The organism is Flavobacterium phragmitis (assembly GCF_900112575.1).
In the GTDB taxonomy this organism is placed as follows: Bacteria; Bacteroidota; Bacteroidia; order Flavobacteriales; family Flavobacteriaceae; genus Flavobacterium; species Flavobacterium phragmitis.
Window position 1 is genome coordinate 73,052 of the sequence record NZ_FOMH01000018.1, and the last position, 22,612, is coordinate 95,663.

At 34.5% G+C, this 22,612-nt stretch carries 19 protein-coding genes; 6 read left to right on the forward strand and 13 right to left on the reverse strand.

What is annotated here, in order from left to right:
- The first annotated feature begins 127 nt into the window (after positions 1 to 127).
- The 3 genes from BM289_RS23965 (at position 128) to BM289_RS23975 (ending at position 6,095) form a co-directional block, all read left to right on the forward strand.
- The gene (locus BM289_RS23965) at positions 128 to 505 is read left to right on the forward strand and encodes a hypothetical protein (protein WP_091498715.1); all 378 of its coding nucleotides are present in this window, start codon (positions 128 to 130) and stop codon (positions 503 to 505) included.
- Positions 506 to 586: 81 nt separating this feature from the next.
- Positions 587 to 4,963: a CusA/CzcA family heavy metal efflux RND transporter gene (locus BM289_RS23970; RefSeq protein ID WP_091498718.1), complete on the forward strand. Its 4,377-nt coding sequence runs from the start codon at positions 587 to 589 to the stop codon at positions 4,961 to 4,963.
- Between the two features lies 1 nt (position 4,964).
- Positions 4,965 to 6,095: an efflux RND transporter periplasmic adaptor subunit gene (locus BM289_RS23975; RefSeq protein ID WP_091498721.1), complete on the forward strand. Its 1,131-nt coding sequence runs from the start codon at positions 4,965 to 4,967 to the stop codon at positions 6,093 to 6,095.
- A 232-nt stretch (positions 6,096 to 6,327) separates the two neighbouring features.
- On the opposite strand, the gene pdeM is transcribed toward BM289_RS23975, so the two are convergent.
- The 6 genes from pdeM to BM289_RS24005 all read right to left on the reverse strand — a co-directional run bounded on the left by pdeM (position 6,328) and on the right by BM289_RS24005 (position 12,968).
- A complete protein-coding gene (gene pdeM / locus BM289_RS23980; RefSeq protein WP_091498723.1) occupies positions 6,328 to 6,966 on the reverse strand; it encodes a ligase-associated DNA damage response endonuclease PdeM in 639 nt (212 codons plus the stop codon).
- A 6-nt stretch (positions 6,967 to 6,972) separates the two neighbouring features.
- Entirely contained in the window at positions 6,973 to 9,432 is a 2,460-nt protein-coding gene (locus BM289_RS23985; RefSeq protein ID WP_091498726.1) for a ligase-associated DNA damage response DEXH box helicase, read from the reverse strand.
- On the reverse strand, positions 9,432 to 11,033 hold the full coding sequence (locus BM289_RS23990; RefSeq protein ID WP_091498729.1) for an ATP-dependent DNA ligase: 1,602 nt from the start codon (positions 11,031 to 11,033) through the stop codon (positions 9,432 to 9,434). Before BM289_RS23990 ends, BM289_RS23985 begins: the two co-directional genes overlap by 1 nt.
- Positions 11,034 to 11,231: 198 nt before the next feature.
- A complete protein-coding gene (locus BM289_RS23995; protein WP_091498731.1) occupies positions 11,232 to 12,236 on the reverse strand; it encodes a ligase-associated DNA damage response exonuclease in 1,005 nt (334 codons plus the stop codon).
- Between the two features lie 37 nt (positions 12,237 to 12,273).
- Positions 12,274 to 12,660 (reverse strand): YidH family protein, encoded by a 387-nt coding sequence (locus BM289_RS24000; protein ID WP_091498734.1) that lies wholly within the window; start codon positions 12,658 to 12,660, stop codon positions 12,274 to 12,276.
- A gap of 11 nt (positions 12,661 to 12,671) precedes the next feature.
- A complete protein-coding gene (locus tag BM289_RS24005) occupies positions 12,672 to 12,968 on the reverse strand; it encodes a hypothetical protein (protein WP_091498737.1) in 297 nt (98 codons plus the stop codon).
- 206 nt (positions 12,969 to 13,174) lie between these two features.
- Between BM289_RS24005 and BM289_RS25760 the strand changes: the two genes are divergently transcribed.
- The gene (locus BM289_RS25760; RefSeq protein ID WP_262489188.1) at positions 13,175 to 13,306 is read left to right on the forward strand and encodes a hypothetical protein; all 132 of its coding nucleotides are present in this window, start codon (positions 13,175 to 13,177) and stop codon (positions 13,304 to 13,306) included.
- A gap of 83 nt (positions 13,307 to 13,389) precedes the next feature.
- On the opposite strand, the gene BM289_RS24010 is transcribed toward BM289_RS25760, so the two are convergent.
- From BM289_RS24010 to BM289_RS24035, 6 genes are all read right to left on the reverse strand, one after another.
- A complete protein-coding gene (locus tag BM289_RS24010) occupies positions 13,390 to 14,019 on the reverse strand; it encodes a DsbA family oxidoreductase (RefSeq protein ID WP_091498739.1) in 630 nt (209 codons plus the stop codon).
- Between the two features lie 375 nt (positions 14,020 to 14,394).
- Positions 14,395 to 15,513 carry a DNA polymerase III subunit beta gene (dnaN, locus tag BM289_RS24015; protein ID WP_091498742.1) on the reverse strand — a complete coding sequence of 373 codons (1,119 nt, stop codon included), beginning with the start codon at positions 15,511 to 15,513 and terminating at the stop codon, positions 14,395 to 14,397.
- 107 nt (positions 15,514 to 15,620) lie between these two features.
- Positions 15,621 to 17,306: a gliding motility-associated ABC transporter substrate-binding protein GldG gene (gldG, locus tag BM289_RS24020; RefSeq protein WP_091498744.1), complete on the reverse strand. Its 1,686-nt coding sequence runs from the start codon at positions 17,304 to 17,306 to the stop codon at positions 15,621 to 15,623.
- A complete protein-coding gene (gene gldF, locus BM289_RS24025; RefSeq protein WP_091498747.1) occupies positions 17,306 to 18,031 on the reverse strand; it encodes a gliding motility-associated ABC transporter permease subunit GldF in 726 nt (241 codons plus the stop codon). Before gldF ends, gldG begins: the two co-directional genes overlap by 1 nt.
- Before the next feature lie 145 nt (positions 18,032 to 18,176).
- Positions 18,177 to 18,473, reverse strand: a complete 297-nt coding sequence (locus BM289_RS24030; protein ID WP_091498750.1) for a putative quinol monooxygenase — start codon at positions 18,471 to 18,473, stop codon at positions 18,177 to 18,179.
- 306 nt (positions 18,474 to 18,779) lie between these two features.
- Positions 18,780 to 19,607: an SAM hydrolase/SAM-dependent halogenase family protein gene (locus BM289_RS24035; RefSeq protein ID WP_091498752.1), complete on the reverse strand. Its 828-nt coding sequence runs from the start codon at positions 19,605 to 19,607 to the stop codon at positions 18,780 to 18,782.
- Positions 19,608 to 19,874: 267 nt separating this feature from the next.
- On the opposite strand from BM289_RS24035, the gene BM289_RS24040 reads away from it, so the two are divergent.
- A complete protein-coding gene (locus tag BM289_RS24040) occupies positions 19,875 to 20,825 on the forward strand; it encodes a PhoH family protein (protein ID WP_008469028.1) in 951 nt (316 codons plus the stop codon).
- 123 nt (positions 20,826 to 20,948) lie between these two features.
- On the opposite strand, the gene BM289_RS24045 is transcribed toward BM289_RS24040, so the two are convergent.
- Positions 20,949 to 21,392 (reverse strand): heme-binding domain-containing protein, encoded by a 444-nt coding sequence (locus tag BM289_RS24045; protein WP_091498755.1) that lies wholly within the window; start codon positions 21,390 to 21,392, stop codon positions 20,949 to 20,951.
- Between the two features lie 373 nt (positions 21,393 to 21,765).
- On the opposite strand from BM289_RS24045, the gene BM289_RS24050 reads away from it, so the two are divergent.
- Positions 21,766 to 22,596, forward strand: coding sequence for a Cof-type HAD-IIB family hydrolase (locus BM289_RS24050; protein WP_091498757.1), 831 nt, complete (start codon positions 21,766 to 21,768; stop codon positions 22,594 to 22,596).
- The last annotated feature ends 16 nt before the right edge of the window (positions 22,597 to 22,612 follow it).

Sequence of the window (22,612 nt, forward strand, 5' to 3'; positions counted from 1 at the left end):
TATAAAATAAAATGGAAATAAAATGTAATTCTATAAAAATGCCTTTCAATATTTCTAAATCGTTAAAAGAAATATTCAAATCTTTTTAAATAGTGGAGTTTTATAGAATTTAAGTTAAATTTGCCCTGTGCGAAAAACAATTATCTACATATTTATCCTTCTTATTGCTTCGAATAGCAGTTTTGTCCAGCAGTTTTATAAACTGCCAATACTGATTGAGCACTATCAAGAGCACAAAAAACTGCAAAATGTGAGCTTTGTTGATTTCTTGTCGATGCATTATTGGGGAGAAGATTTAAATGATAATGATGATGATCGTGATATGCAACTTCCTTTTAAAGTGATTAGTAACAGCTCTTTTCACTCAGTCTTCATTTTAGATGATAAAGATTTATTTCCAGTTCCTTTCAATCCAGAATTACCACAATTAAAAATACCAACTTACAGATCTGATCTTTTTTCAGATCCAAATCTGCTTTCCCTTTTTAGACCTCCAATCGCATAATTATTTTTTAAAATTTTTATTGAAGTGACTGAAACCTATTGTTTCCAGTTGCTCATTTATTATTTTTTTTATTAATACATTATGCTTAATAAAGTAATTCAATTCTCAGTTAAGAATAAACTGGCAATTGGAATCTTTACGTTGCTGTGGATTATCTACGGTGTGTACGAGGTTACCCAATTACCAATTGATGCCGTGCCGGACATCACAAACAATCAGGTACAAATTATTACGACAGCGCCATCTCTTGGAGCTGAAGATGTAGAAAGGCTGATTACTTTTCCAATCGAACAAGCGATTAGCAATATTCCGCATCTTAAAGAAAGCCGAAGTATTTCACGTTTCGGACTTTCATTAGTAAGTGTTGTTTTTGAAGACGATGCCGATGTATATTGGGCTAGACAGCAGATTACAGAAAGATTGCAACAAGTAGAAATCGACCGAAATGCCAACAGACCAGAAATGGCTCCAGTTACTACTGGTTTAGGAGAAATTTACCAATATGTTTTAAAGCCAAAAACAGGTTTTGAAGAAAAATATTCTTTGGAAGATTTAAGAACAATCCAAGATTGGACCATCAGGAGACAGCTTTTGGGAACAGCAGGAATTGCAGATGTTTCAACTTTTGGAGGGAAATTAAAACAATATGAAATTGCAGTAAATCCAGCCCGACTTAAAGCACAGAATTTAACGATAAGTGAAGTTTTTACGGCTTTAAACAGTAGTAACGAAAACACTGGAGGAGCTTATATTGAGAAAGGACCGACAGTTTCTTATATTAGAAGTACTGGTTTGGCTAAAAGTATTGAAGATATTGAAAATATTGTAGTTAAAAGTACGCAAGGTGGACTTCCTATTTTGGTTAAGGATATTGCAAATGTCAAAATTTCATCGGCTATTCGTTATGGAGCCTTGACTACTGACGAATACGGAGAATCTGTTGGTGGCATTGTAATGATGCTAAAAAGAGAAAATGCCAATAATGTTATTGTCAACGTAAAAGACAAGATTGCCGAAATTGAAAAAATTCTTCCAGAAGGTTTAAAAATAGAACCATTTTTAGACCGAACCAAAATGGTAGACAATGCTATTGGAACGGTAGAAAAAAACTTAATTGAAGGGGCACTAATTGTTGTTTTAATTTTAGTTTTATTTCTAGGAAATCTTAGAGCAGGTTTTATCGTGGCCTCAGTTATTCCGCTGGCGATGCTTTTTGCTATCATTATGATGAATACTTTTGGCGTGAGCGGAAACCTAATGAGCCTCGGCGCCTTAGATTTCGGATTAATTGTCGACGGAGCTGTTATTATTGTAGAAGCTATTCTGCACCATCTTCATAGTTCAAAAAAATACAAAGCAATAGATTCTATTTCGCAGGACGAAATAGACAAAGAAGTAACGGGTTCTGCCGCGCGAATGATGAATGCCGCCGTTTTTGGACAAATTATCATATTGATTGTTTATCTGCCAATTCTTTCGTTGCAGGGAATTGAAGGTAAAATGTTCAAGCCAATGGCGCAGACTGTTGCTTTTGCAATTTTAGGAGCTTTCATTTTGTCGCTTACTTATGTGCCAATGGTCAGCGCTTTGTTCTTGAGCAAAAAAATCAGTCATAAAAAGAATTTCTCTGACCGTGTTATGGGAAGAGTAGAAAATGCTTATGAAGGCTGGCTTGCCAAAGCATTAAGCATTAGAAAAGGAATTGTAATTGGTGCCTTTGTGCTTTTTGGAATTGCAGTTCTATTGTTTGCACGAATGGGAGGGGAATTTATTCCGCAGTTGGAGGAAGGCGATTTTGCCGTAGAAACTCGTTTGCTTCTTGGAACTAATCTTTCTACAACAACAGAAACAATCACGAAAATTTCTAAAGAGCTAAAGAAAGAATATCCCGAAGTGCAACAAGTAGTTTCGAGAATTGGTAGTGCAGAAATTCCAACTGATCCAATGCCAATTGAAGGTGGAGATATGATTATTGTTCTAAAAGACAAATCGGAATGGACAAGCGCTTCTTCGTTTTCTGAATTAGCAGATAAAATGACGAAAACCGTTAAACGAATTGCGCCAGGAGTTACAACTGGATTTCAATTTCCTGTTCAAATGCGTTTTAACGAATTAATGACAGGAGCAAAACAAGATTTGGTTTGTAAAATCTATGGAGAAGATCTTCAGAAACTTTCTGAATATGCAGAAAAACTTGGAAACATAAGTAAAACCGTTGAAGGTGCCGCCGATCTTTATGTAGAAAAAGTTACCGGAATGCCTCAAATCGTAATTGATTACAATTGGACAGAAATGGCGAAATACGGTTTACGTGTTGCTGACGTAAACGCAACGATTAACGCCGCTTTTGCTGGTGCTGTTGCAGGAAGCATTTACGAAGGAGAAAAGCGTTTTGATATGGTGATTCGAGTGGAAGACAATGGAAGAAAAGGAATTGACGATGTTCGAAATCTTTTGATTGCAACGCCATCTGGAATGCAGATCCCGCTTTATCAAGTGGCAAAAGTCGATGAAGTAGAAGGGCCAAATCAGATTCAGAGAGAGAATGCAAAACGAAGAATCATCGTAGGATTCAACGTTCGAGGCCGAGACGTACAGTCAATTGTCGAAGAATTACAGCAGAAAGTAAATCAGCAGATTAAATTTGATCCAGGTTATTATATCACTTATGGCGGCGCTTTTGAGAATCTGCAACAGGCAAAAGCCAGACTTGGTATAGCAGTTCCGGCAGCTTTATTGATGATTTTCGCTTTGTTGTATTTTGCTTTCAGATCGTTTAAAGAAGGCATTATCATTTTTACTGCTATTCCGCTTTCTGCGATTGGTGGTGTGTTTGCTTTAGTCTTGCGAGATATGCCTTTTAGTATTTCGGCCGGAGTTGGGTTTATTGCCCTTTTTGGAGTTGCAGTGCTAAACGGAATCGTATTAATCTCCGAATTTAACCGAATTCAAAAGCATGGCGAAATCACAGATCCTTTTGATATTATTTTATTAGGAACCAAAAATAGATTACGTCCAGTTTTAATGACAGCTGCTGTGGCTTCATTAGGATTTCTTCCGATGGCGTTGAGCAACGGAGCAGGAGCAGAGGTACAGCGTCCGCTGGCAACCGTGGTAATTGGGGGATTGGTTACAGCAACTCTTTTAACTCTTTTTGTCCTTCCTGCGATTTATTTAATGACATTTCACGCAAAAGGATTTTCTAAAAAAAGAAAAAAACACATGAATAATCTAAGTATTTTATTGAGCATGCTTTTTATTGGTAACATGGCAAATGCGCAAGAATTACCAATTTCGCTAGACGAATCAATTTCAATTGCGATTCAGAATAACAGAACTATTAAATCAGCTAAATTAAACGAACAGTCTAAGAGCCATTTGCAAAAAACAGGATATAATCTTCCGCAGACACAAATCGATGCCGATTACGGACAGTTTAACAGCGCACAGAAAGATACGAGATTTGGAATTAGTCAGACTTTTGCTTTTCCTACCGTTTACAGCAATCAGAAAAAAGCATTTCAAGCCGATTTTAATAAAGCAAAAGCCGAAGTGCAGCTGACTTCTCAGGAAATTAAAACGAGAGTTCGGACTATTTACTACGATTATTTGTGGCTGAACAGCAAAAAAGAACTTTTGATCTATGCCGATTCCATTTACAGAATTATGGAAAAGAAATCAGATTTAAGATTTAAAGCAGGTGAAGCTAATGTTTTAGAAAAAAGCGCTTCGCAATCTGCTAGACAATTTTACAGTAATCAATTGGTAATGGTAAACAGAGATATAGAAATTGCTTTAAATTCTTTTAATGCTATTCTTCAGGATAAAGTTGAACATACTCCTAAAAAGCAAAAACTCAAAGCGGTTTTAAATCGAGCATCAATCGAGAATTTAAAGACAGAAAATCTTCCTGCTGTTCAGCGTTCACAATTTGAATCGGAATCTGCAAAATGGAGATGGAAGACAGAAAGTGCCAAAATGCTTCCTGAAATTACTTTAGGCTATAATAATTTAAGCATTATTGGAACTCAAACTAACACTTCAGGTCAGGAAGTTTATTATGATAGTTCACAAAGATTTAATTATATAAATGCTGGGCTTTCGATACCTGTTTTTTTCACGAGTCAATCTGAACGAAAACGAGCAGCAAAGGCAGAATATGAAAGTTATGCAGAGTTGTCTGAAGCATTAAAAATCGAAGTAAAAACTAATATTGAAAATGCTGATCGCCAGCTAAAAAAATACGAAGAAAGCTTGGCGTATTATGAAACGGACGGACTAAGAAATGCTCAAACCATTATCGAAGCTTCAAGCAGCCAATTGCAGAATGGAGATATCGATTATTTGCAGTGGGTTTTAGTAGTAAATCAGGCCATTACAATTAAAAGTGAATATCTAGACGCATTGAATGCTTATAATAAAGCAGTTGTTACACTGCAGAATCTTAATAATATTTAAAATGAAAAAATATATTGCAGCGTTTGCAAGCGCATTAGTACTGATCTCCTGCGGAAAGAAGCAAAATGAAGAGAACAATAATGCCGAGGATAAAAGTATATCGGTTATAAAATTAACTACCGAACAGGTTAAAAACGCAGGATTAGAAACAGGCAATCCAACGCTTAGAAACATACAAGAAGTTTTACAGTTGCAAGGTACTGTTACTGTTCCTCCAAAAAGTGTTGTTAGCATCAGCATTCCATTAGGAGGATATGTAAAAAGCACGAACTTGATTGCGGGGATGAATGTGCAGAAAGGACAAGTTTTGGCCGTATTAGAAGATATGCAGTTTATTGAATTACAGCAGGATTATCTTATGGCGAAAGAAAAGTTTGAGTTGGCTCAGAACGAGTATAAAAGACAAAAAGAACTTAATGCAAGTAAAGCCAGCAGTGATAAAGTTTTGGAGCAGATTACTACCGAAATGAGAACACAGCGTATTACAATGTCTTCTTTGGAGCACAAACTCACTTTATTGGGAATCAACCCAAAAAAGCTTACGGTTTCTACAATTAGCAATACGATAAAAGTCATTTCACCAATAAACGGTTTGGTTTCAAAAGTGAATGTCAATGTGGGGAAATATGTAAATCCAACCGATATGCTTTTTGAATTGATTGACAAAAAAGACATAGTTCTGACTCTAAATGCTTTTGAAAAAGATGTTGCTTCGTTATCTGTCGGACAGACCGTTATGGCTTTCGCTAATAATTCGGATACTAAAAAATACCCGGCAAAAATTGCCTTTATCAATCAAAGTTTAAATGGTGATCGTGCTGCAGAAATTATCTGTAAAGTAAATGCATACAATCCGGCTCTTCTGCCAGGTTTATTTATAAATGCGGAAGTTGAAGTTGAAAATCAAAAAGCGCTGACAGTTCCAGAAGATGCTGTTGTACGCTGGCAGGGCAAGTTCTATGTTTTCATGGATTTAGGAAACAGTCAGTATCAAATGGTAGAAGTGAAATCTGGAGTTAAAAACGATGGCTACAATCAGATTATTTCTGATGCTATTTCCGATTCTTCAAAAGTGGTGGTTAAAAATGCTTACACTTTATTGATGTCTGCCATGAATAATGACGAACAATAATGTTTAATTTCTGATTACAATTTAGATAAACATGATGAACCAGAAGATTTAGTTTTGCTGGGTTTTTTAAATTTCGATAAGTAGTTTTTTTACTGAATTGCCTCCAGCTTTAGCTAGAGACTAATGAGTCAAACCTGACGGGTTTTAAAACCCCGTCAGGTTTAAATAAAATTCAATTATTGCTTGAAATGATTTTAGCTATATAACTGTTAAATAGATAGAATAGAATGATTCAATTGTTTTTATTGATCAAAATAATTTCATCTCCTGCTATAGCAAAAACAGTATGATCGGAATCAGGTTTCATAATAAATTTTCCTGTAAATTCTCCAAAAGCAGGCAGTATCATTTGGTTGTTTTTTTGGAAAAAACATTTCAGTTTTAAACTTTGAAGTCCCATTCCCCGCAAGATTATTCCAGGATGAATATGTCCAGAAAAGTTAAAAAAATCTTCTTTTTCTGTTGGATGATGCGTAAATAGAAAATGGTCAATTTCTAGAGAGTCGATGACAAGAATTCCAATTTCATAATAATGCTTTTGGTCGATTATATCGTGATTTCCTGCCACTAAATACGTTTCTTGATTATGATTGGAAATCCATTCTTCAAATAAATCCCATTCTACATTTTTTGCGCTATGGAATAAGTCTCCTAAGAAAATGATTTTTTCGGGAAGAAAATAATCTAGAACTTCTGTGATTTTTTTGAAATTTTCTGACACCGCACTTTGTGGAATAGCGATTCCGTGTTTTCTAAAATGCGTTACTTTTCCTAAATGCACATCAGAAATGATAATCATTTTTTTCGATTCCCAATAAACAGCTCCAGTCGGATGGAGTATAAAATTTTCGTTTTTGATTTGAATTTTCATAAGCTGTTATTTCATATAGGAAGCGGTCATTTTTTGAATTCTTTCTGCCAGAGTTTCACTCGAAAGTTTTTCTCTCAATCGATCTGTAATGATAGGAAAACTAAAAGGAGTAGGTTTCAAACATTGTTTCCAGATAATTTTCTGATTGGCAATTCTTTCTAAAGCTAAAATTAAACGTCCTTCTTCTAATTGATGTTCAAAGGTTTCACGATAAGCTTGATGCAATAATAAATTATCGGGTTCAAAATCTCGGAAGACTTCAAACAGCAATTGCGAACCGCTTTGTAAATGTTTGGTCTTAACCATTTTTCCTGGAAAACCCGTAAAAACTAATCCCGAAATTACTGCTATGTCTCTAAATTTTCTTCGTGCCATTTCGGTCGAATTTAGACTTTTCTGCAAATCATGATGAACATATTCGGTTGAAAATAGATTGTTGTCTAGAACCGCTTCGATATCTATTTCCTGATCGGAAAGCAATTCAAATCCGTAATCATTATACGCCAAAGAAAAAGTGATCGATTGTAATAAACTAATTCTAAATGCCAATAAACTAGCTAAAGCTTCATGAACAAAACGTCCTTCAAACGGATAAAAAATAGCGTGATAGCCTTCTTTGGTTTTAAAAGTTTCGATTAAAAATTCATCTGAACTTGGCACAATAGACTCTTTTCGCTGTCTTTTGAATAAAGGCTGTAAAGCTTTTAATTCTGGCGAAAGATTATCTGTATTGGCACGATATAATTCTCTCCGAAGCAATTCGCTCATCTGAGAAGATAATGCCAATCGTCCGCCCATCCAGCTCGCAATTTTAGATTCTTTTTTTGGACTCGCTTTTTTTACCAAAACCTGCATGTTCCTGATTTTGAATAATTCCAGTTTTTTTCCAGCAAAAATAAAAGTATCTCCAGGTTTTAGTTTCGATATAAACCATTCTTCGATAGTGCCAATATAACCACCGCTGACATATTTGACATTCATCACAGCATCGCCTACAATAGTTCCAATCTGCATTCTGTGGTGCATGGCAATCATTCTGCTGTTTATTTTGTAACAACCATTTTCATCAATTTCAACTTTTTTGAATTCATCATACGCATGTAAGCTCTGACTTCCCTGAGTAATAAAATTTAAAATCCAGTTCCAGTTTTCGTCGCTAATAGTTTGATAACTGAAAGTTCCCTGAATTTCTTTTAAAATTTCATTTGGATAAAATCCGTCAGAAACAGCGAGTGTATTTAGATATTGCACCAAAACATCCCAACTATTCAAGTACGGAACACGATCTTCGATCACACTATTTTCGACGGCTTTTTTCAAGGCAGAAGCTTCTATTAATTCAATGGCGTGAGTAGCAAGAAAATAAATTACGCTTTCTTTTCCAGGTTGATGTCCGCTTCGTCCGGCACGCTGCATAAAACGGGCAACACCTTTTGGACCGCCAACCTGAATAATCGATTCGACAGGAGCAAAGTCAACACCCAAATCTAAACTCGAAGTGCAGACTACGACTTTTAATTCTTCATTTCGAATGGCGTTTTCTACCCAAAGTCTGGTTTCTCTGTCAATGCTTCCGTGATGCATGGCCATTTCGCCAGCGAATTCAGGATATTTTTCTAATAATCTCTGATACCAGATTTCACAAGCCGAACGGACATTGGTAAAAATAAGCGTGGTTTTACTTGATTTTATGATTTTAGCTGCTTCATCAATCAGATGCAATCCCATATGTCCGCGCCACGGATACGTATCCATTTTTTCTGGAATAATGGAAACAACTTTTATTTTTTTATTGATAACCGCTTTGATTAAAACAGAATTATGAAAGGCTTCAGAATCAACTCCTAGCAAGACTTCTTGTGCTTGTTGTAAATTGCCAATTGTAGCTGAGATTCCCCAAATTCGAATATTTTTAGCAATTGTTTTGAGCCGCGATAACGCCAATTCTACTTGAACCCCTCTTTTTGTTCCCAATAATTCGTGCCATTCATCAATTACTATTGAACTGCAATTTTTAAAAATACTGGCATAACCTTTTGTTGCCAAAAGCAATTGCAAACTTTCTGGAGTTGTAATCAGCAAATCTGGCATTTTGTTTTTTTGCTTGGCTCGTTCAGCAGAAGATGTATCTCCGGAACGAATCCCGACTGTCATTGGAATATCTAAATCGGTTAGAACTCTTTCTGCCGCTTGTTTGATTTCAACAGATAAAGAACGTAAAGGCGTAATCCAAATGGCTTTTAATCCTGAATTGTGCTTGGTTTTGTAATTCGGATTTTCTTTAATGTAGTTTAAAATGATAGGAAGCCAAAGCGCATAGGTTTTCCCGCTTCCGGTTGGAGCATTTAGCAAGCCATTTTTTCCCTGCAAAAAAGCGGTCCATGTCTGCGTCTGAAACGGAAAAGGTTTCCATCCCTGACTTTCAAACCAATTGTTGGCTATGGTAAATAACTGCTCTCTGTTCATTATGAAATCATATTTTTTAAATCTTCTATCGAATTGGCATCTTCAATTTTTTTGTCGTGTCGCCACCTTAAAATTCGCGGAAAACGTGTTGCAACTCCGCTTTTGTGCCTTTTAGAAAGTGCTATTCCTTCAAAACCAATTTCAAAAACCAATTTTGGAGTCACACTTCTCACTGGGCCAAAACGTTCTAAAGTATTTTTTTTGATGAAATCATCTACCATTCTAAATTCTGCATCGGTTAAACCAGAATATGCTTTCGCGAAAGTAACGAGTTCACGTTCATTATTTTCATTTTCCTGCCAAAGGGCAAATGTATAATCGGTAAACAAATTGGATCTTCTTCCGTGTCCGCGCATGGCGTAGGTGAGGACGGCGTCTATGGTTAAAGGTTCGATTTTCCATTTCCACCAATCGCCTTTTTTTCTTCCCACCAAATACGGAGAATCTTTTCGTTTCAGCATCAAACCTTCGCTTTTCATTTCGCGAGATTTTAATCTTTCGTTTGTAACGTCTTCCCAAGTCGAAAAATGAATTCTTTCTGAAAGCTGTAACGGAATTTCTTTTCCAATTAAAGTCGTAAATAGTTCTTCTAATAAAGTACGGCGTTTTTCGTAAGGAAGATTCCGAATATCATTTCCCTGCCATTCCAATAAATCGTAAGCTTTAATAATAACAGGTGTATTTTTTAAAACGGAAGCTGATACATTTTTGCGACCAATTCTAGTTTGTAAATCATTAAATGTACCGATTTGATTGTCTATGAAAGGAAGGATTTCGCCGTCAATAACAGTACCGTCTGGAATATTTCCGATGAAAGATTGAAATTCAGGATATTTATCGGTTACCAATTCTTCTCCACGGCTCCAGACATAGATTTCATTATCACGAATAATAGTCTGCGACCGAATTCCGTCCCATTTATGTTCTGCACTCCAGTCTTCTGGATTTCCTAGATTTTCTAATTCTCCTTCAATTGGATAAGCCAAATAAAACGGATAAGGTTTCGATAAATAATCACTGCTTCTTTCATCCAAAATCAATTCCCGGAATGTAATCGTATTCGGATTCCAATCGCCCATTAATTTATAAGCGAGCGTATCTTCGTCAATATTTTCAGCTTTGGAAAGCGCTCGCGTCATCAGTTTCTGACTTAAACCAATTCTGAAACTTCCTGTTATTAACTTCGTGAAAACGAACCTTTCGTAATAATTCAAATTAAGCCAATTGGTTTGCAGATATTCTTTTTTCTCGAAATCTGTTTTCTTTTTTAAAGCGATGATTTCCTGTAAAAATTCGGTCAAACTTTTATCGGAATGTTCTTTTGTAGTCGGAATAACCAACGCAATGGTTTCGGCCAAATCACCCACAATATGATAGCTTTCTTCAAATAGCCAAAGTGGAATATTGGCCAATTCATTTGCCCATAAACGTAACAAAGTAGTATTAACTGGACGTGGAGGACGACGATGCGAAAGAATGGCGATTGTCCAGACTTTATCTTCATCGCTTGCTTTTAGAAAATAATTAGTCAGCGCATCAACTTTTACCGATGTTTTATTAGAACTGTCTAAGGTTTTTATTAGCTCGGCAAAGTTTTTCATGCTTTTTTTTTTTTTTTAGGTTATGGGTTATGGGTTATGGGTTATGGGGAGTAGTTAGATACTGAACAACATTTTACTTATAACTTTGTTGCTTCACTCAAAGTATCACATAACGTTTTACTCTTAACTTCTAACTTTTTTACTTCACCAAAGTATCGCCTAACGTCTAACTCTTAACTTCTAACTTATTTAACTTCTCTAACTTTCATCATTGTCATTTGTTTCTCCTTCGTATTGGGTGTTTGCTGTTCTGGCATCGTAACCTAATTCTCTTAGGTATCTCGAAAATACATCTGAATATCCATGAGTACAGATTACTTTTTCTGCTCCTGTTGCTTTTATGCTTTCCAATAAACCTGTCCAATCACAGTGATCGCTTAAAACAAATCCGCGGTCAACGGCTCTTCTGCGTCGTGCTCCGCGAAAAGCCATCCAGCCACTAGCTGTTCCGGTTACAAATGGAGTCATTTTTCTAATCCAAGTGCTTCCGTGTGCACTTGGCGGTGCAATTACTATATTGCCTAGTAAATCTTCTTTTTTGGTTTCAGATGTTACTCTTATAGTTGGAGGAAGATCAATCATCGGACGGACAATGTTGGTCATATTTTCTATTGCTCCGTGCGTGTAAATCTGTCCAATATTGGGATCGAGATTTTTTAATAAGCGTTGCGCTTTTCCTAAAGAATATCCGAATAAGACAGATGTTTTTCCTTCTGCACGATTCTCGGTCCACCAATTATTAATTTCTGTCATGACATCAGCTTGCGGTTCCCATTTAAAAGCAGGAAGACCGAAAGTGCATTCTGTTATAAAAGAATGGCATTTTACCACTTCGTACGGGACAGAAATTCCGTCATCTTCTGTTTTGTAATCTCCAGTAAAAACCCATATTTCACCTTTGTATTCAACCCTTATTTGGGCAGAACCAATAATATGGCCTGCAGGATGAAAAGAAAATTTCACTCCATTTATCGTAAAAGTTTCGTTCCAATTCTTTCCTGAAACATTAATTTCCCCCAAACGATGTTTTATGATCGGAATATTCGAATAATGTGTGATGTAATTTTGATGTCCCCATCTGGCATGATCAGAGTGACCATGCGTAATAATGGCATTTTTTACTGGACGCCAAGGATCTAAATAGACATCAGCCTGCTGGCAGTAAATTCCTTTATCGTTAAATTGAAGTAATGGCTGATTCATTTTTTGATTGGATAATTAGATAATTAGATAATCTATCTTAAGCACTTGCCGCGATGATTAAATAGGCGATAAGTGAAATGCTCAACACAAACAGCATCATTGTAATAAAGGTAAGCATTGCAGTTGAATATTGATATTTTCCTTTTTTTAACAATTTGACAGTGTGAGTGTAACGGAGGTAGGAGAGTAAAATTGTCAATGCACCTGCAACCAATAAACCAATACCTAAATAGATGGTAAAATTGCTATTGGGCGGAATAGTTTCTGCCAAATATTTAGCTGGTAACTGTTTTAGAAACAAAGAAAATTTCACTGCTACGAATCCGAAAACCATTATTCCAATTCCAGTACGAAGCCATGCCAACAAAGTTCTTTCGTTTGACAAGTATTCGTTCATAATTTGCTGATCATTCTTTGGCGACATACTATTCTTTGTTAAACATATAAATACCTATCGTCTTCGTTGTCAATATTAAAACTATCATACGGATTAGCATCGTCGTAAGTAGAATAAGGAGTATTGTCTTCAGCAACATTAAGTCCGCTTTCAATAATTTCGTAACCCTCAAAAGTTCCAATGCAATGGTTCTTATAAGTGGTGTCAGAGTTTTGTCCTGAAGTAAATTCTTGATCTATAGCTTCGTTTTCATGAGCAGTATCAATATGATCCAGTTTTTTGTATTGTGTCTGAATTGTTTCTTTATTAAATATATTTTTTGAATTCGTTTTCATAATCCTGAGTTTTAAAATTAATAAGAATTTTAATTTTAGATATCTACAAATTTGAAAATTAGAACTTTAAAAAATTTATAGGATTTAATTTGAAAGTTACATGATTTGAAAGTCTTCATTTTGTAATAATCCAATGCAATTCTGTAAGTCACTTGAAACTTCTTTTTCGAAATTTGTAATGTATTAATTTCAAAAAATTAAATGTTATGGAAACTTCAAGAAAAGATTCGAAATCCGGAATGAAAGATTCTGGAAAATCTCAAAAAGCGATGAATGGTTCTCGAGGAAAAAGCACTACGACAAAATCAACTGATTCAAAAGGTAGAGCAAGTCATTAATTTTAGTTTAGCATTGAGCTAAATAATAAAAGCGTGCTGTTTAGATATAGACAGCACGCTTTTAATTTTTATTCTATTGAAGTTTATTTTAGAACTTCCTGAATTGTTTTAACAAATGTTTCTACAGGCTGAGCACCAGAAACAGCATATTTTCGATCAAATACAAAGAAAGGAACACCTTGAACGCCAATTTCAGAAGCTTCTTTAATGTCTGATTGGACTTCTTTTAAAAATAAATCTTCACTTTCTAAAACTTCCCTAATTTCATTTTCCTCTAAACCAGCTTCAACTCCTAATTTGATTAAGGTTGGACCATTATTTAAATCCTCTCCGTCAGTGAAATAAGCTTTAAAGAAAATTTCTTCCATTTGATCTCCTAAACCTTTTGTTTTAGCCAGCTGAATAATTCTATGAGTGTTTAAAGAATTAGAAATAACCGCTTTATCAAAATTATAATCCAAACCAACGCTTTTTGCACGTTCTGCAACGCCATTGTGCATTTCTTTAGATTGTTCCAGCGACATTCCTTTTCTTTCTGCTAAGAACGTGTAAACGTCCAAACCAGGCTGAGCAGTAATGGTTGGATCCAGCTGAAAGCTTTTCCATTCAATTTCAAATTCATTCTCAGGAAAATCTGCTAATGCAGTTTCCAATTGTCTTTTTCCGATATAACAAAACGGACACATGATGTCCGACCAAATTTCTATTTTCATTTTACAAAAGTAGGGAAAAAAATTGTTTCAGGTTTAAAGTCTCAAGTTGATATACTAGATGTATAGTTTAACCGCAAAGGTCGCAAAGGTTTACGCAAGGTTCGCTAAGTTTTTACACAAAGCTTTGCGAACTTTGCGTTTTCTGTAGATTTCGTATATCAAAAAACCTTGCGTGCTTTGCGGTTAAAAACACAAAACACATCAACCTGAAACCCGAAACAAAATTAACCCCAAATAAAAAACCGCAACTCTTTATGGGAATTGCGGTTTCTAGGTATAAAAAATGGTTGGTTAATAGCGATATCTTTTTTTTACAATGATATATCTTTTATTTAAAACTAAAAAATATCCCTGTAACAGAAAGAAACTTTAATGTTAACTATTTAACATTACAGGCATTACAAGCATAGTAACTGTTTCTCCTTCTTCTAAACCATCAACTGGAGTTAAAATACCAGCTCTGTTTGGTAATGACATTTCAAGCATAATCATGTCAGATTGTAGGTTAGTCAGCATCTCTGTCAAGAAACGTGAGTTAAAACCAATTTGTAAATCATCTCCTTGATAATCACAAGTTAATCTTTCTTCTGCTTTGTTTGAGTAATCGATGTCTTCTGCTGATACATTCAATTCTGCTCCAGCAATTTTTAAACGAATTTGGTGTGTAGTTTTGTTAGAGAAAATCGCAACACGTTTAACTGAACTTAAGAATAAAGAACGGTCAATCATTAATTTGTTTGGATTTTCTTTAGGAATTACCGCTTCGTAATTAGGGTATTTTCCATCAATTAAGCGACACATTAAGATATAATTGTCAAATGAGAAAGTCGCATTTGAATCGTTATATTCAATTTTTACTTCAGCATCAGAAGAACCTAAAATACTTTTTAAGATATTTAAAGGTTTTTTAGGCATGATAAAGTCAGCAACCTGAGATGCTTTTACGTCTGTACGGGAGTATTTTACTAATTTATGAGCATCTGTCGCAACGAAAATTAATCCTTCTGGTGAAAACTGGAAGAAAACTCCAGACATTACTGGACGTAAATCGTCATTTCCAGCTGCAAAAATAGTTTTGCTTACTGCAGTTGCTAAAACTTCTGCTGGAACAAGCGTTACAGATGGATCTTCAAGACTTACTGCTTTAGGAAATTCTTCTCCAGCTGCATAAGCCAATGCATATTTACCTGAATTTGAGCTAATTTCTACTGTATTGTTGTCTTCAACAGTAAAAGTTAACGGCTGTTCTGGAAAAGTTTTTAAAATTTCAAGTAAAAGCTTAGCAGGAACAGCTACACTTCCTTTACTTGTAGAATCGATCGATAATGTAGCCGACATTGTCGTTTCAAGATCTGAAGCCGAAACGGTCAACTCATTGTTGTTTAGTTCAAATAAAAAGTTGTCTAAAATAGGCAACGTATTATTACTATTGATTACACTACCTAAAACCTGTAATTGTTTTAATAAGTACGAACTCGATACTATAAATTTCATCTGTTTTATTTTATTTTTTGATGGATGCTTTAGCAAATAAAGGGCTAAATATACGGATTACAAATATATCTTAAACTATCCAAAGTATTACATTTTTTTATTAACATCTATTTGCTGTATTTTCTTTTTCTTACAAAAGTAAATACAAGTCCAAAAACTGTTAAAATTAGAATTGGTACTCCGATAGTTATGACTTGAGTCTGAGTATAGCTTTCATAAACTTTTTCTTTATCCAGTAGAGGCAGTTCGACATCTTTGCTTCTAATGTTAATAAGTCCGGTATCATCCAACAGGTAATTAATACAATTCATAATAAAGTCTTTATTGTCATAAAGATTTCCTGTTCGTTGATCGTAACCTAATTCTACTGGCATTCTGTTTTTGTCCAGTTGATTTCTTGCAATGTCTCCATCAGCAACCACAATCATTTTGTTTGGTTTTCCTTTTGCTGTAAAAGAATTGTCTTTAAATGGCAACACTCTGTTTTCAAAAGCAGAGTGGAAGTTTCCTTCTAATAAAACTGCCAGATTCAGATTTCCTTTATTTGGATAATCCTGTGGTGTTGTTTTTTCGGTTACCATATTAAGATTGACTTCTACAGGAGAACCGATAGTTTTTGAATATTGAGAAGACTGTAACAAAATGGTCTTTTTGATTCCGTTTTTCAAAGTATCAATTGGATTGGCAAAATCAAATTTGATTCCGCCTAGATTTTTTACAATTGGATGCTGGCTTGTTGGGAAAACCTGCGGTGCAAATTTCCAAACAAAATCTTGATACTGTGTTGCGCTTCCTTGCTCGCCAGTTGCCAGTTTTATTGGAGTTGCTTGTTCATCTTTTATCAAATCAGGATTAATTCTGAATCCGTATTTGAAGAACATATCGTTTAGATTTAAATCTCTTGGATAAGCTAAAGTTGCGCCTGCATCATTATATAAACTATCCATATCCGCTGCAACTTGGTCTATCATCCAAAGTGTTTTTCCGCCATTCATAATAAACTGATCCAGAACTTCTTTTTCTTCGTCAGAGAATCGTTCGGTTGGTTTTGCGATAATGGCTAAATCGTATTTTTTTAATTCACTTAAAGTTCCATTTGGATTTTTAGCAACTGAATCTAATGTAAAAGGGCCAATCAGGTAACTTTCATGAATCTGCTTCAGCATTTGAGCAATGTGTCTTTCTCTTAGTTCGCCATTTCCTTTTATGATCGCAACCTTTTTCTGTTTGGTTTTAGTCACTTTATTGATAGCATCTGCAATCGAATATTCTAAATGCTGAATGGAACCAATTACTTTTTGAGTTGTCGAAGCTCCCATTATATTTTTCAATAACGGAATATTCACTTCTTTACCATTATAGACCGCAATTGCCCAAGGAAAAACCATGGCTTGAGATTGCTTTCCTTTGTCGTCAACCGTAATGTTTACGGGAGTTAAGCCTTTTTGGAAAAGTGATTTTGTCAGTTCCTCGCTTTCATCTTCATTTTCTAACGGATCAACAAATTCGAAAACAATGTTTTTATTATAAGCCTGAAATTCCTCTAGTAACTGTTTGGTTTCCTGCTGTAAACGTCTAAAATCAGCCGGAAGTTCTCCAGCCATATAAATTTTAATTGATAAAGGATTCTGAACTTGTTTTACAATACCTAACGAAGTTGGTGATAAAGTATAACGTTTGTCTTTCGTTAAATCAAAACGGTGAAAAAATAAGCTCCCAAGTACATTTAAAACCACTAAAATAAAGATAGTGATGCCTAATATTTTAAAATTTTGCTTTGTATACGATTTCATTAGGCTTTATATGATTTTAATTGATAAACAGTAAACGATAAAAAAGCAATAGTAATGCTTAAAAAGTAAATTACATCTCGTGTGTCGATAACACCACGGCTCATACTTTTAAAATGATTTTGCATTCCTAAAATAGAAATCAAACTATTGGAATCAGAAAAAAGAGAAGCCAAACCTTCAATACCAAAATACAGAAAGAAACATAAGAAAACAGCAAGAATAAAAGCCACAATCTGATTTTCTGAAAGGGTAGAAGTGAAGATTCCAATTGCGGAATAAGAAGCAATCAAAAACAACAATCCGAAATAAGAGCCAATTGTGCTTCCCATGTCAATGTTACCTTCAGGTGAACCTAAATCTGAAATTACTTTTACATAAATCAAAGTTGGAATAATCGCTAAAATAATCAGTAAAAATGAACCGAAGAATTTACCGTTTACGATTTCCCAGATGGATAAAGGTTTAGTCAATAATAACTCTAAAGTTCCTTGTTTTTTTTCGTCAGAGAAGCTTCTCATGGTTACGGCTGGAATCAGGAATATCAAAATCCACGGTGCTAAAGTGAAAAATGGAGTCAAATCAGCATAACCTGAGTTTAATATATTGTAATCTCCTTCGAATACCCATAAAAACAGTCCGTTGCTGATTAAGAAAATAGCAATGACCAAATAGCCGATTGGAGAGCCAAAAAAGGATTTTATTTCTCGTAATATTATAGACTTCATATTTTGTTTCAAGTTTTTTCTAACCGCAAAGAACGCAAAGTTTTAGGCAATGTTCGCAAAGTTTTTGCTGAAAGCTTTGCGAACTTAGCGTTTTTACAAAGCTTTTTAAGAAAAAAACTTGCGTTCTTTGCGGTTAAATATCGTTTTAATTTAAGCTCACCAATTTATCAACGCTCCAGGCTTCTGGTTTTGCATTGAATAGTTTTTTTGTAAAATCCCAAACTGTATTAAAAAGCTCAGAATTCCTATAATTTTCTAAATCTTCTTCGGTTTCCCAATAACTGTAAGTGAAAAAGATGCATTTATCATTTTTATCCTGATACAATTCTAAAAAACGATTTCCTTCTGCATTTCGTATTTTATTTTTCACCGATTCAAAATTCTCGAGAAAATCAGGAATTTTTTCTTCGTGAAAACTCATTTTTACTATTCGGACAAACATCTTATTATTTTAGATTTTAGACTGCTGATTTTAGATTTTTTTGAATTACCTAAAGTTTTACAGGTGCGCAAAAATACCAAATTTGATTGTTGTTTTAAATAAAAAATGAAATATTATAAAAGTATGTTTTCTATAACTTTGATGCCAAAGATATTTAAATATAGCCCGTGGTTTCAACCACGTGGACGCATGCAATATTACGATACGTTTCCCGTGGTTGAAAACACGGGCTATGCTCATATGTATTCAATAATCTGCTCAATCAGCAAAATCTGCAAGCTAAAAATCTAAAATCTAAGAATTAGTTTAGGAGAATTTAATCGTAATCACATCACGATAATTCAGTCCAAGCAAACTATTCGCAGAACCTACTTTAGAAGGATTACTTCTGAAAATAGCAATTTCCAAGAATCCGGCTTCATTAAAAATGGCTAGTTTTTCTCCTTCATAGGTTTTAATCGGATATTTGTCAGAAGTGGCAATAGCCGAATAATTTGGAAGAATTGTTTTGATGCTCTTTGGTTTCATCACAATTTCATACGGACGCCCGCGCGAAATTTCTAAGAATTGTTTTTTAGAAATATTGGTTACAACGTTTCCAAAATGATCAATATAAATGATGTTTCCTTTTATAGAATTTCCATCATCAGCAACAAGAGCCTGCAATTCGGTAGCTTCTTTTATAGACGAAATTTCTTTTCCAATAACATTCAATAAACCGCCTCTAGATAAGTGAGAAGCAACCTGAATAAAGATATCTAGATCTGTCGCTTCAATGGGGAAACGATCGTGAATATTGATTGCCACAATTTTCTGCGGAACAATTTTCTGTGTAAGCATGCTCAAGATTCCATTATCGGCACAAATAAAGTAATGATCGTTCCATTGCATGGCGATATGCTGGTTCTCTTTATTGCGTTCAATATCGACACCAATGAGGTGCACAGTTCCTTTTGGGAAACTCATATAAGCTGCACCAATAATATAACTCGCTTCGGCAGTATTAAAGGGATCAATGTCATGAGAAATGTCAATGATTTGAACCTCTGGATTTTCAGAAAGTATTTTACCCTTCAGCGAGCCCACAAAGTGATCTTTTAAGCCGTAGTCTGTAGTAAGGGTAATTATTGACATATTTTTGTTTATAACTATTGATAGTATTTAAATCTAATTTTCATTAAATTTGAGAAATGCAAAGCTAATAATAGTAAATACAAATTGAAAGAAAGTAAAGACAATTTGTGTTTTAAAAAATTAACTTGCTGTTACAGAAGTCTCAGTTCTTAGTTTCAGTCTCAGTTTTCTTAAAAATTGAAAACTGCCACCGAAAACTGTGACCAAAAAAAGACCCGACAACCACTAAATATTAAAAGGAATTATTTTAATTTAAAACAACTTCATTTGAACGAAAGAATAATCGAGCTAGTAGATATTGCACCAAAAGAATTTTGGGGCGCGCAGGACAGCCATTTAGAAATTATTAAAAAGTATTACCCAAAGCTTAAAATCGTAGCGCGAGGGACAACTTTAAAAGCATTTGGCGAAAAAGAAGTTTTAGACGAATTCGAAAAAAGATTTCAAAGATTAATGCTTCACTTTACACGTTACAACAATATTGACGATAACGTAATTGAGCGCGTAATAATGAGTGATGGTCAGGATGAAAAGAGAGCTTACGATCATGATAAAATCTTAGTTCACGGTGTTGGCGGTAAAATTGTAAAAGCAATGACACCAAATCAGCAATTGCTGGTTGATACCGTAAAAAAGAACGATATGGTTTTTGCAGTTGGTCCAGCTGGAACTGGTAAAACGTATACAGGAGTCGCTATGGCGGTAAAAATGCTGAAGGACAAAGAAGTAAAAAGAATTATTTTGACGCGTCCAGCAGTTGAAGCAGGAGAGAACTTAGGATTCTTGCCAGGCGACATGAAAGAAAAACTGGATCCTTATATGCAACCGCTTTATGATGCCTTGCGAGATATGATTCCAAACGAAAAATTGGAAGATTATATTCTGAAAGGAATTATCCAGATTGCACCTCTAGCTTTCATGCGCGGACGAACTCTTGACAATGCTTTTGTAATTCTTGACGAGGCTCAGAATACCACACATTCACAAATGAAAATGTTTTTGACCCGTATGGGAAAAAATGCCAAATTCATGATTACTGGTGATCCAGGTCAAGTCGATTTGCCGAGAAGAACAATTTCTGGTCTTAAAGAAGCGCTTTTGGTTCTAAAAGACATTGAAGGAATCGGAATTATTTATCTAGATGATAAAGATATCGTTCGCCACAGATTGGTTAAAAAGGTAATTGATGCCTACAAGCAAATAGAAAACCACGATTAAGTTTAATTTAGTCAAATGTTAAATGTAAAACGTGAATTGTGTTTTAACATTTATTAATATTCGTTTTGTACACTTTGAAAAAGGTGCAAAACGAATATTTTTTTAACTTACAACCAAATCAAGTTAGAGATTATTGTCTATATTTTTAGCCCATTGAATAATTTCTTGCTGTTGTTCTGCAGTTAGTTCCGCATTTCTATGAATTAGCGTATATGAACTGAGGGGCATATCTTTTTTATCAATTTCTTTAATTATTTCTGATATTTTCTTCTTTTTCTTTTCTAAAGTATAGGAATTAAATTCATCAAAGTTTAACTCTCTTTTCCCTTCGTTAATATGATTGCTTAACCACCATCCTACAGGCTGAATATTGCTGTACCAAGGATACTTAGTGTTATTGGAATGACAGTCATAACAACTGGTTCTTAGAAGTAAATTTACATTTGATGGAATGGCATATTGCTTTTCGATAGAATTGTAGCTGGATTCTTTTGAGATATTTTTTTCAGGTTGAAAAAATTGAATAGCTATTAAAATTACAGCTATTGAAATAAGAAACTTTTTCATGCTTTGTTTTTTTAGTTAATATTTAGAAATTTGATCAGAAGTTTACAATCATTTGATAAAACTCTTCTAGTCCATTTAAAATGACATATAATTTTGGACTAATGCTAATGATATTTACAAGAATAGATTAAACTTGGAAATGACGGGAAACCGTCAGTATTAGGATGGAAATTTAATCTTACAAAATTAATATTTTATAGAAAACGAAACATAGTTATCTGTAAGAAATAGAACAGTTTGTATTTAGTGTATTTAAAAATAATGATTAAGTATCATGAACTCTATAAAGTAGTATATTGACACTTATAATGGAAGACTTTTTTATGTAGTTGTAAAACCTTAATTTTGTATTTCATCGAATTTTACAATTAATATGACAAAACTTAAAAATATAAAAGTGGTAGTAAGTGACCTTGACGGAACTTTACTTAACCCACAGCACACTATTTCAGATTACACTAAATCAATCTTTCAGGAACTTTATAATCAAGGGTATTTGATTGTTGTAGCTACAGGACGTCATCATCTTGATGCGATGGCTATTATTGAAACACTTAAAATTCCGGTTTATTTAGTGAGTTCAAACGGAGGAAGAATTCATTCTCCAAATCAAGAAGAACTTTTTGCTTTTAATTTAGACAGCGATGTGGTTAAAGCGGCTTTAAACATAGAAATAGATCCAGATGTTACGGTAGTATTATTCAAGGAAAATGTTTGGCAAACGAATAAATGGAACGAAAGATTAAATTCTTTTCAAGCGGAATTAAAATACCGTCCAGAATTAGTAGATTACAAAACCATAGAAGACTTTAAAGCAATAAAAATCTTCTTTTCGTGCGATAATCATGAAAAATTAGTTAAAGTAAGAGACGCCGTTTTAGCCAATTCTTCAGAGCATTTACATCACGCTTTCAGTTTGCCGACTTGTTTAGAGTTTATGGATAAGTCTGTAGATAAAGCTGCCGCGATTTCAAAGGTTTTAGAAAAAGAAGGATTTGTTATGGAACAAGCGGTTTCTTTTGGTGACGGTTTCAACGATTTACAAATGCTGTCTGCAACAGGAAAAGGATTGATCATGGGTAACGCTCCTTCCATTTTAAAAGATGCCTTGCCGGATTTAGAAGTAATTAAAACAAATGCAGAGGATGGAGTAGCCAAATATATTGCTTCAAGAATTTTAGATAAAGAATTAGCTTCAAGTTAATTTAGAGTCCTATTTT

Bases quoted from the DNA above. Each gene is read 5' to 3' on its own strand.
- BM289_RS24010 (WP_091498739.1), bottom strand. From the start codon at position 14,019: ATGAAAATAGAAATTTGGTCGGACATCATGTGTCCGTTTTGTTATATC.
- BM289_RS23990 (WP_091498729.1), bottom strand. From the start codon at position 11,033: ATGAAAAACTTTGCCGAGCTAATAAAAACCTTAGACAGTTCTAATAAA.
- BM289_RS24000 (WP_091498734.1), bottom strand. From the start codon at position 12,660: ATGTCGCCAAAGAATGATCAGCAAATTATGAACGAATACTTGTCAAAC.
- BM289_RS23985 (WP_091498726.1), bottom strand. From the start codon at position 9,432: ATGAACAGAGAGCAGTTATTTACCATAGCCAACAATTGGTTTGAAAGT.
- gldF (WP_091498747.1), bottom strand. From the start codon at position 18,031: ATGAAGTCTATAATATTACGAGAAATAAAATCCTTTTTTGGCTCTCCA.
- BM289_RS24050 (WP_091498757.1), top strand. From the start codon at position 21,766: ATGACAAAACTTAAAAATATAAAAGTGGTAGTAAGTGACCTTGACGGA.
- pdeM (WP_091498723.1), bottom strand. From the start codon at position 6,966: ATGAAAATTCAAATCAAAAACGAAAATTTTATACTCCATCCGACTGGA.
- dnaN (WP_091498742.1), bottom strand. From the start codon at position 15,513: ATGAAATTTATAGTATCGAGTTCGTACTTATTAAAACAATTACAGGTT.
- BM289_RS25760 (WP_262489188.1), top strand. From the start codon at position 13,175: ATGGAAACTTCAAGAAAAGATTCGAAATCCGGAATGAAAGATTCTGGA.
- BM289_RS24045 (WP_091498755.1), bottom strand. From the start codon at position 21,392: ATGAAAAAGTTTCTTATTTCAATAGCTGTAATTTTAATAGCTATTCAA.
- BM289_RS24035 (WP_091498752.1), bottom strand. From the start codon at position 19,607: ATGTCAATAATTACCCTTACTACAGACTACGGCTTAAAAGATCACTTT.
- gldG (WP_091498744.1), bottom strand. From the start codon at position 17,306: ATGAAATCGTATACAAAGCAAAATTTTAAAATATTAGGCATCACTATC.
- BM289_RS23970 (WP_091498718.1), top strand. From the start codon at position 587: ATGCTTAATAAAGTAATTCAATTCTCAGTTAAGAATAAACTGGCAATT.
- BM289_RS24030 (WP_091498750.1), bottom strand. From the start codon at position 18,473: ATGTTTGTCCGAATAGTAAAAATGAGTTTTCACGAAGAAAAAATTCCT.
- BM289_RS24005 (WP_091498737.1), bottom strand. From the start codon at position 12,968: ATGAAAACGAATTCAAAAAATATATTTAATAAAGAAACAATTCAGACA.
- BM289_RS23975 (WP_091498721.1), top strand. From the start codon at position 4,965: ATGAAAAAATATATTGCAGCGTTTGCAAGCGCATTAGTACTGATCTCC.
- BM289_RS23995 (WP_091498731.1), bottom strand. From the start codon at position 12,236: ATGAATCAGCCATTACTTCAATTTAACGATAAAGGAATTTACTGCCAG.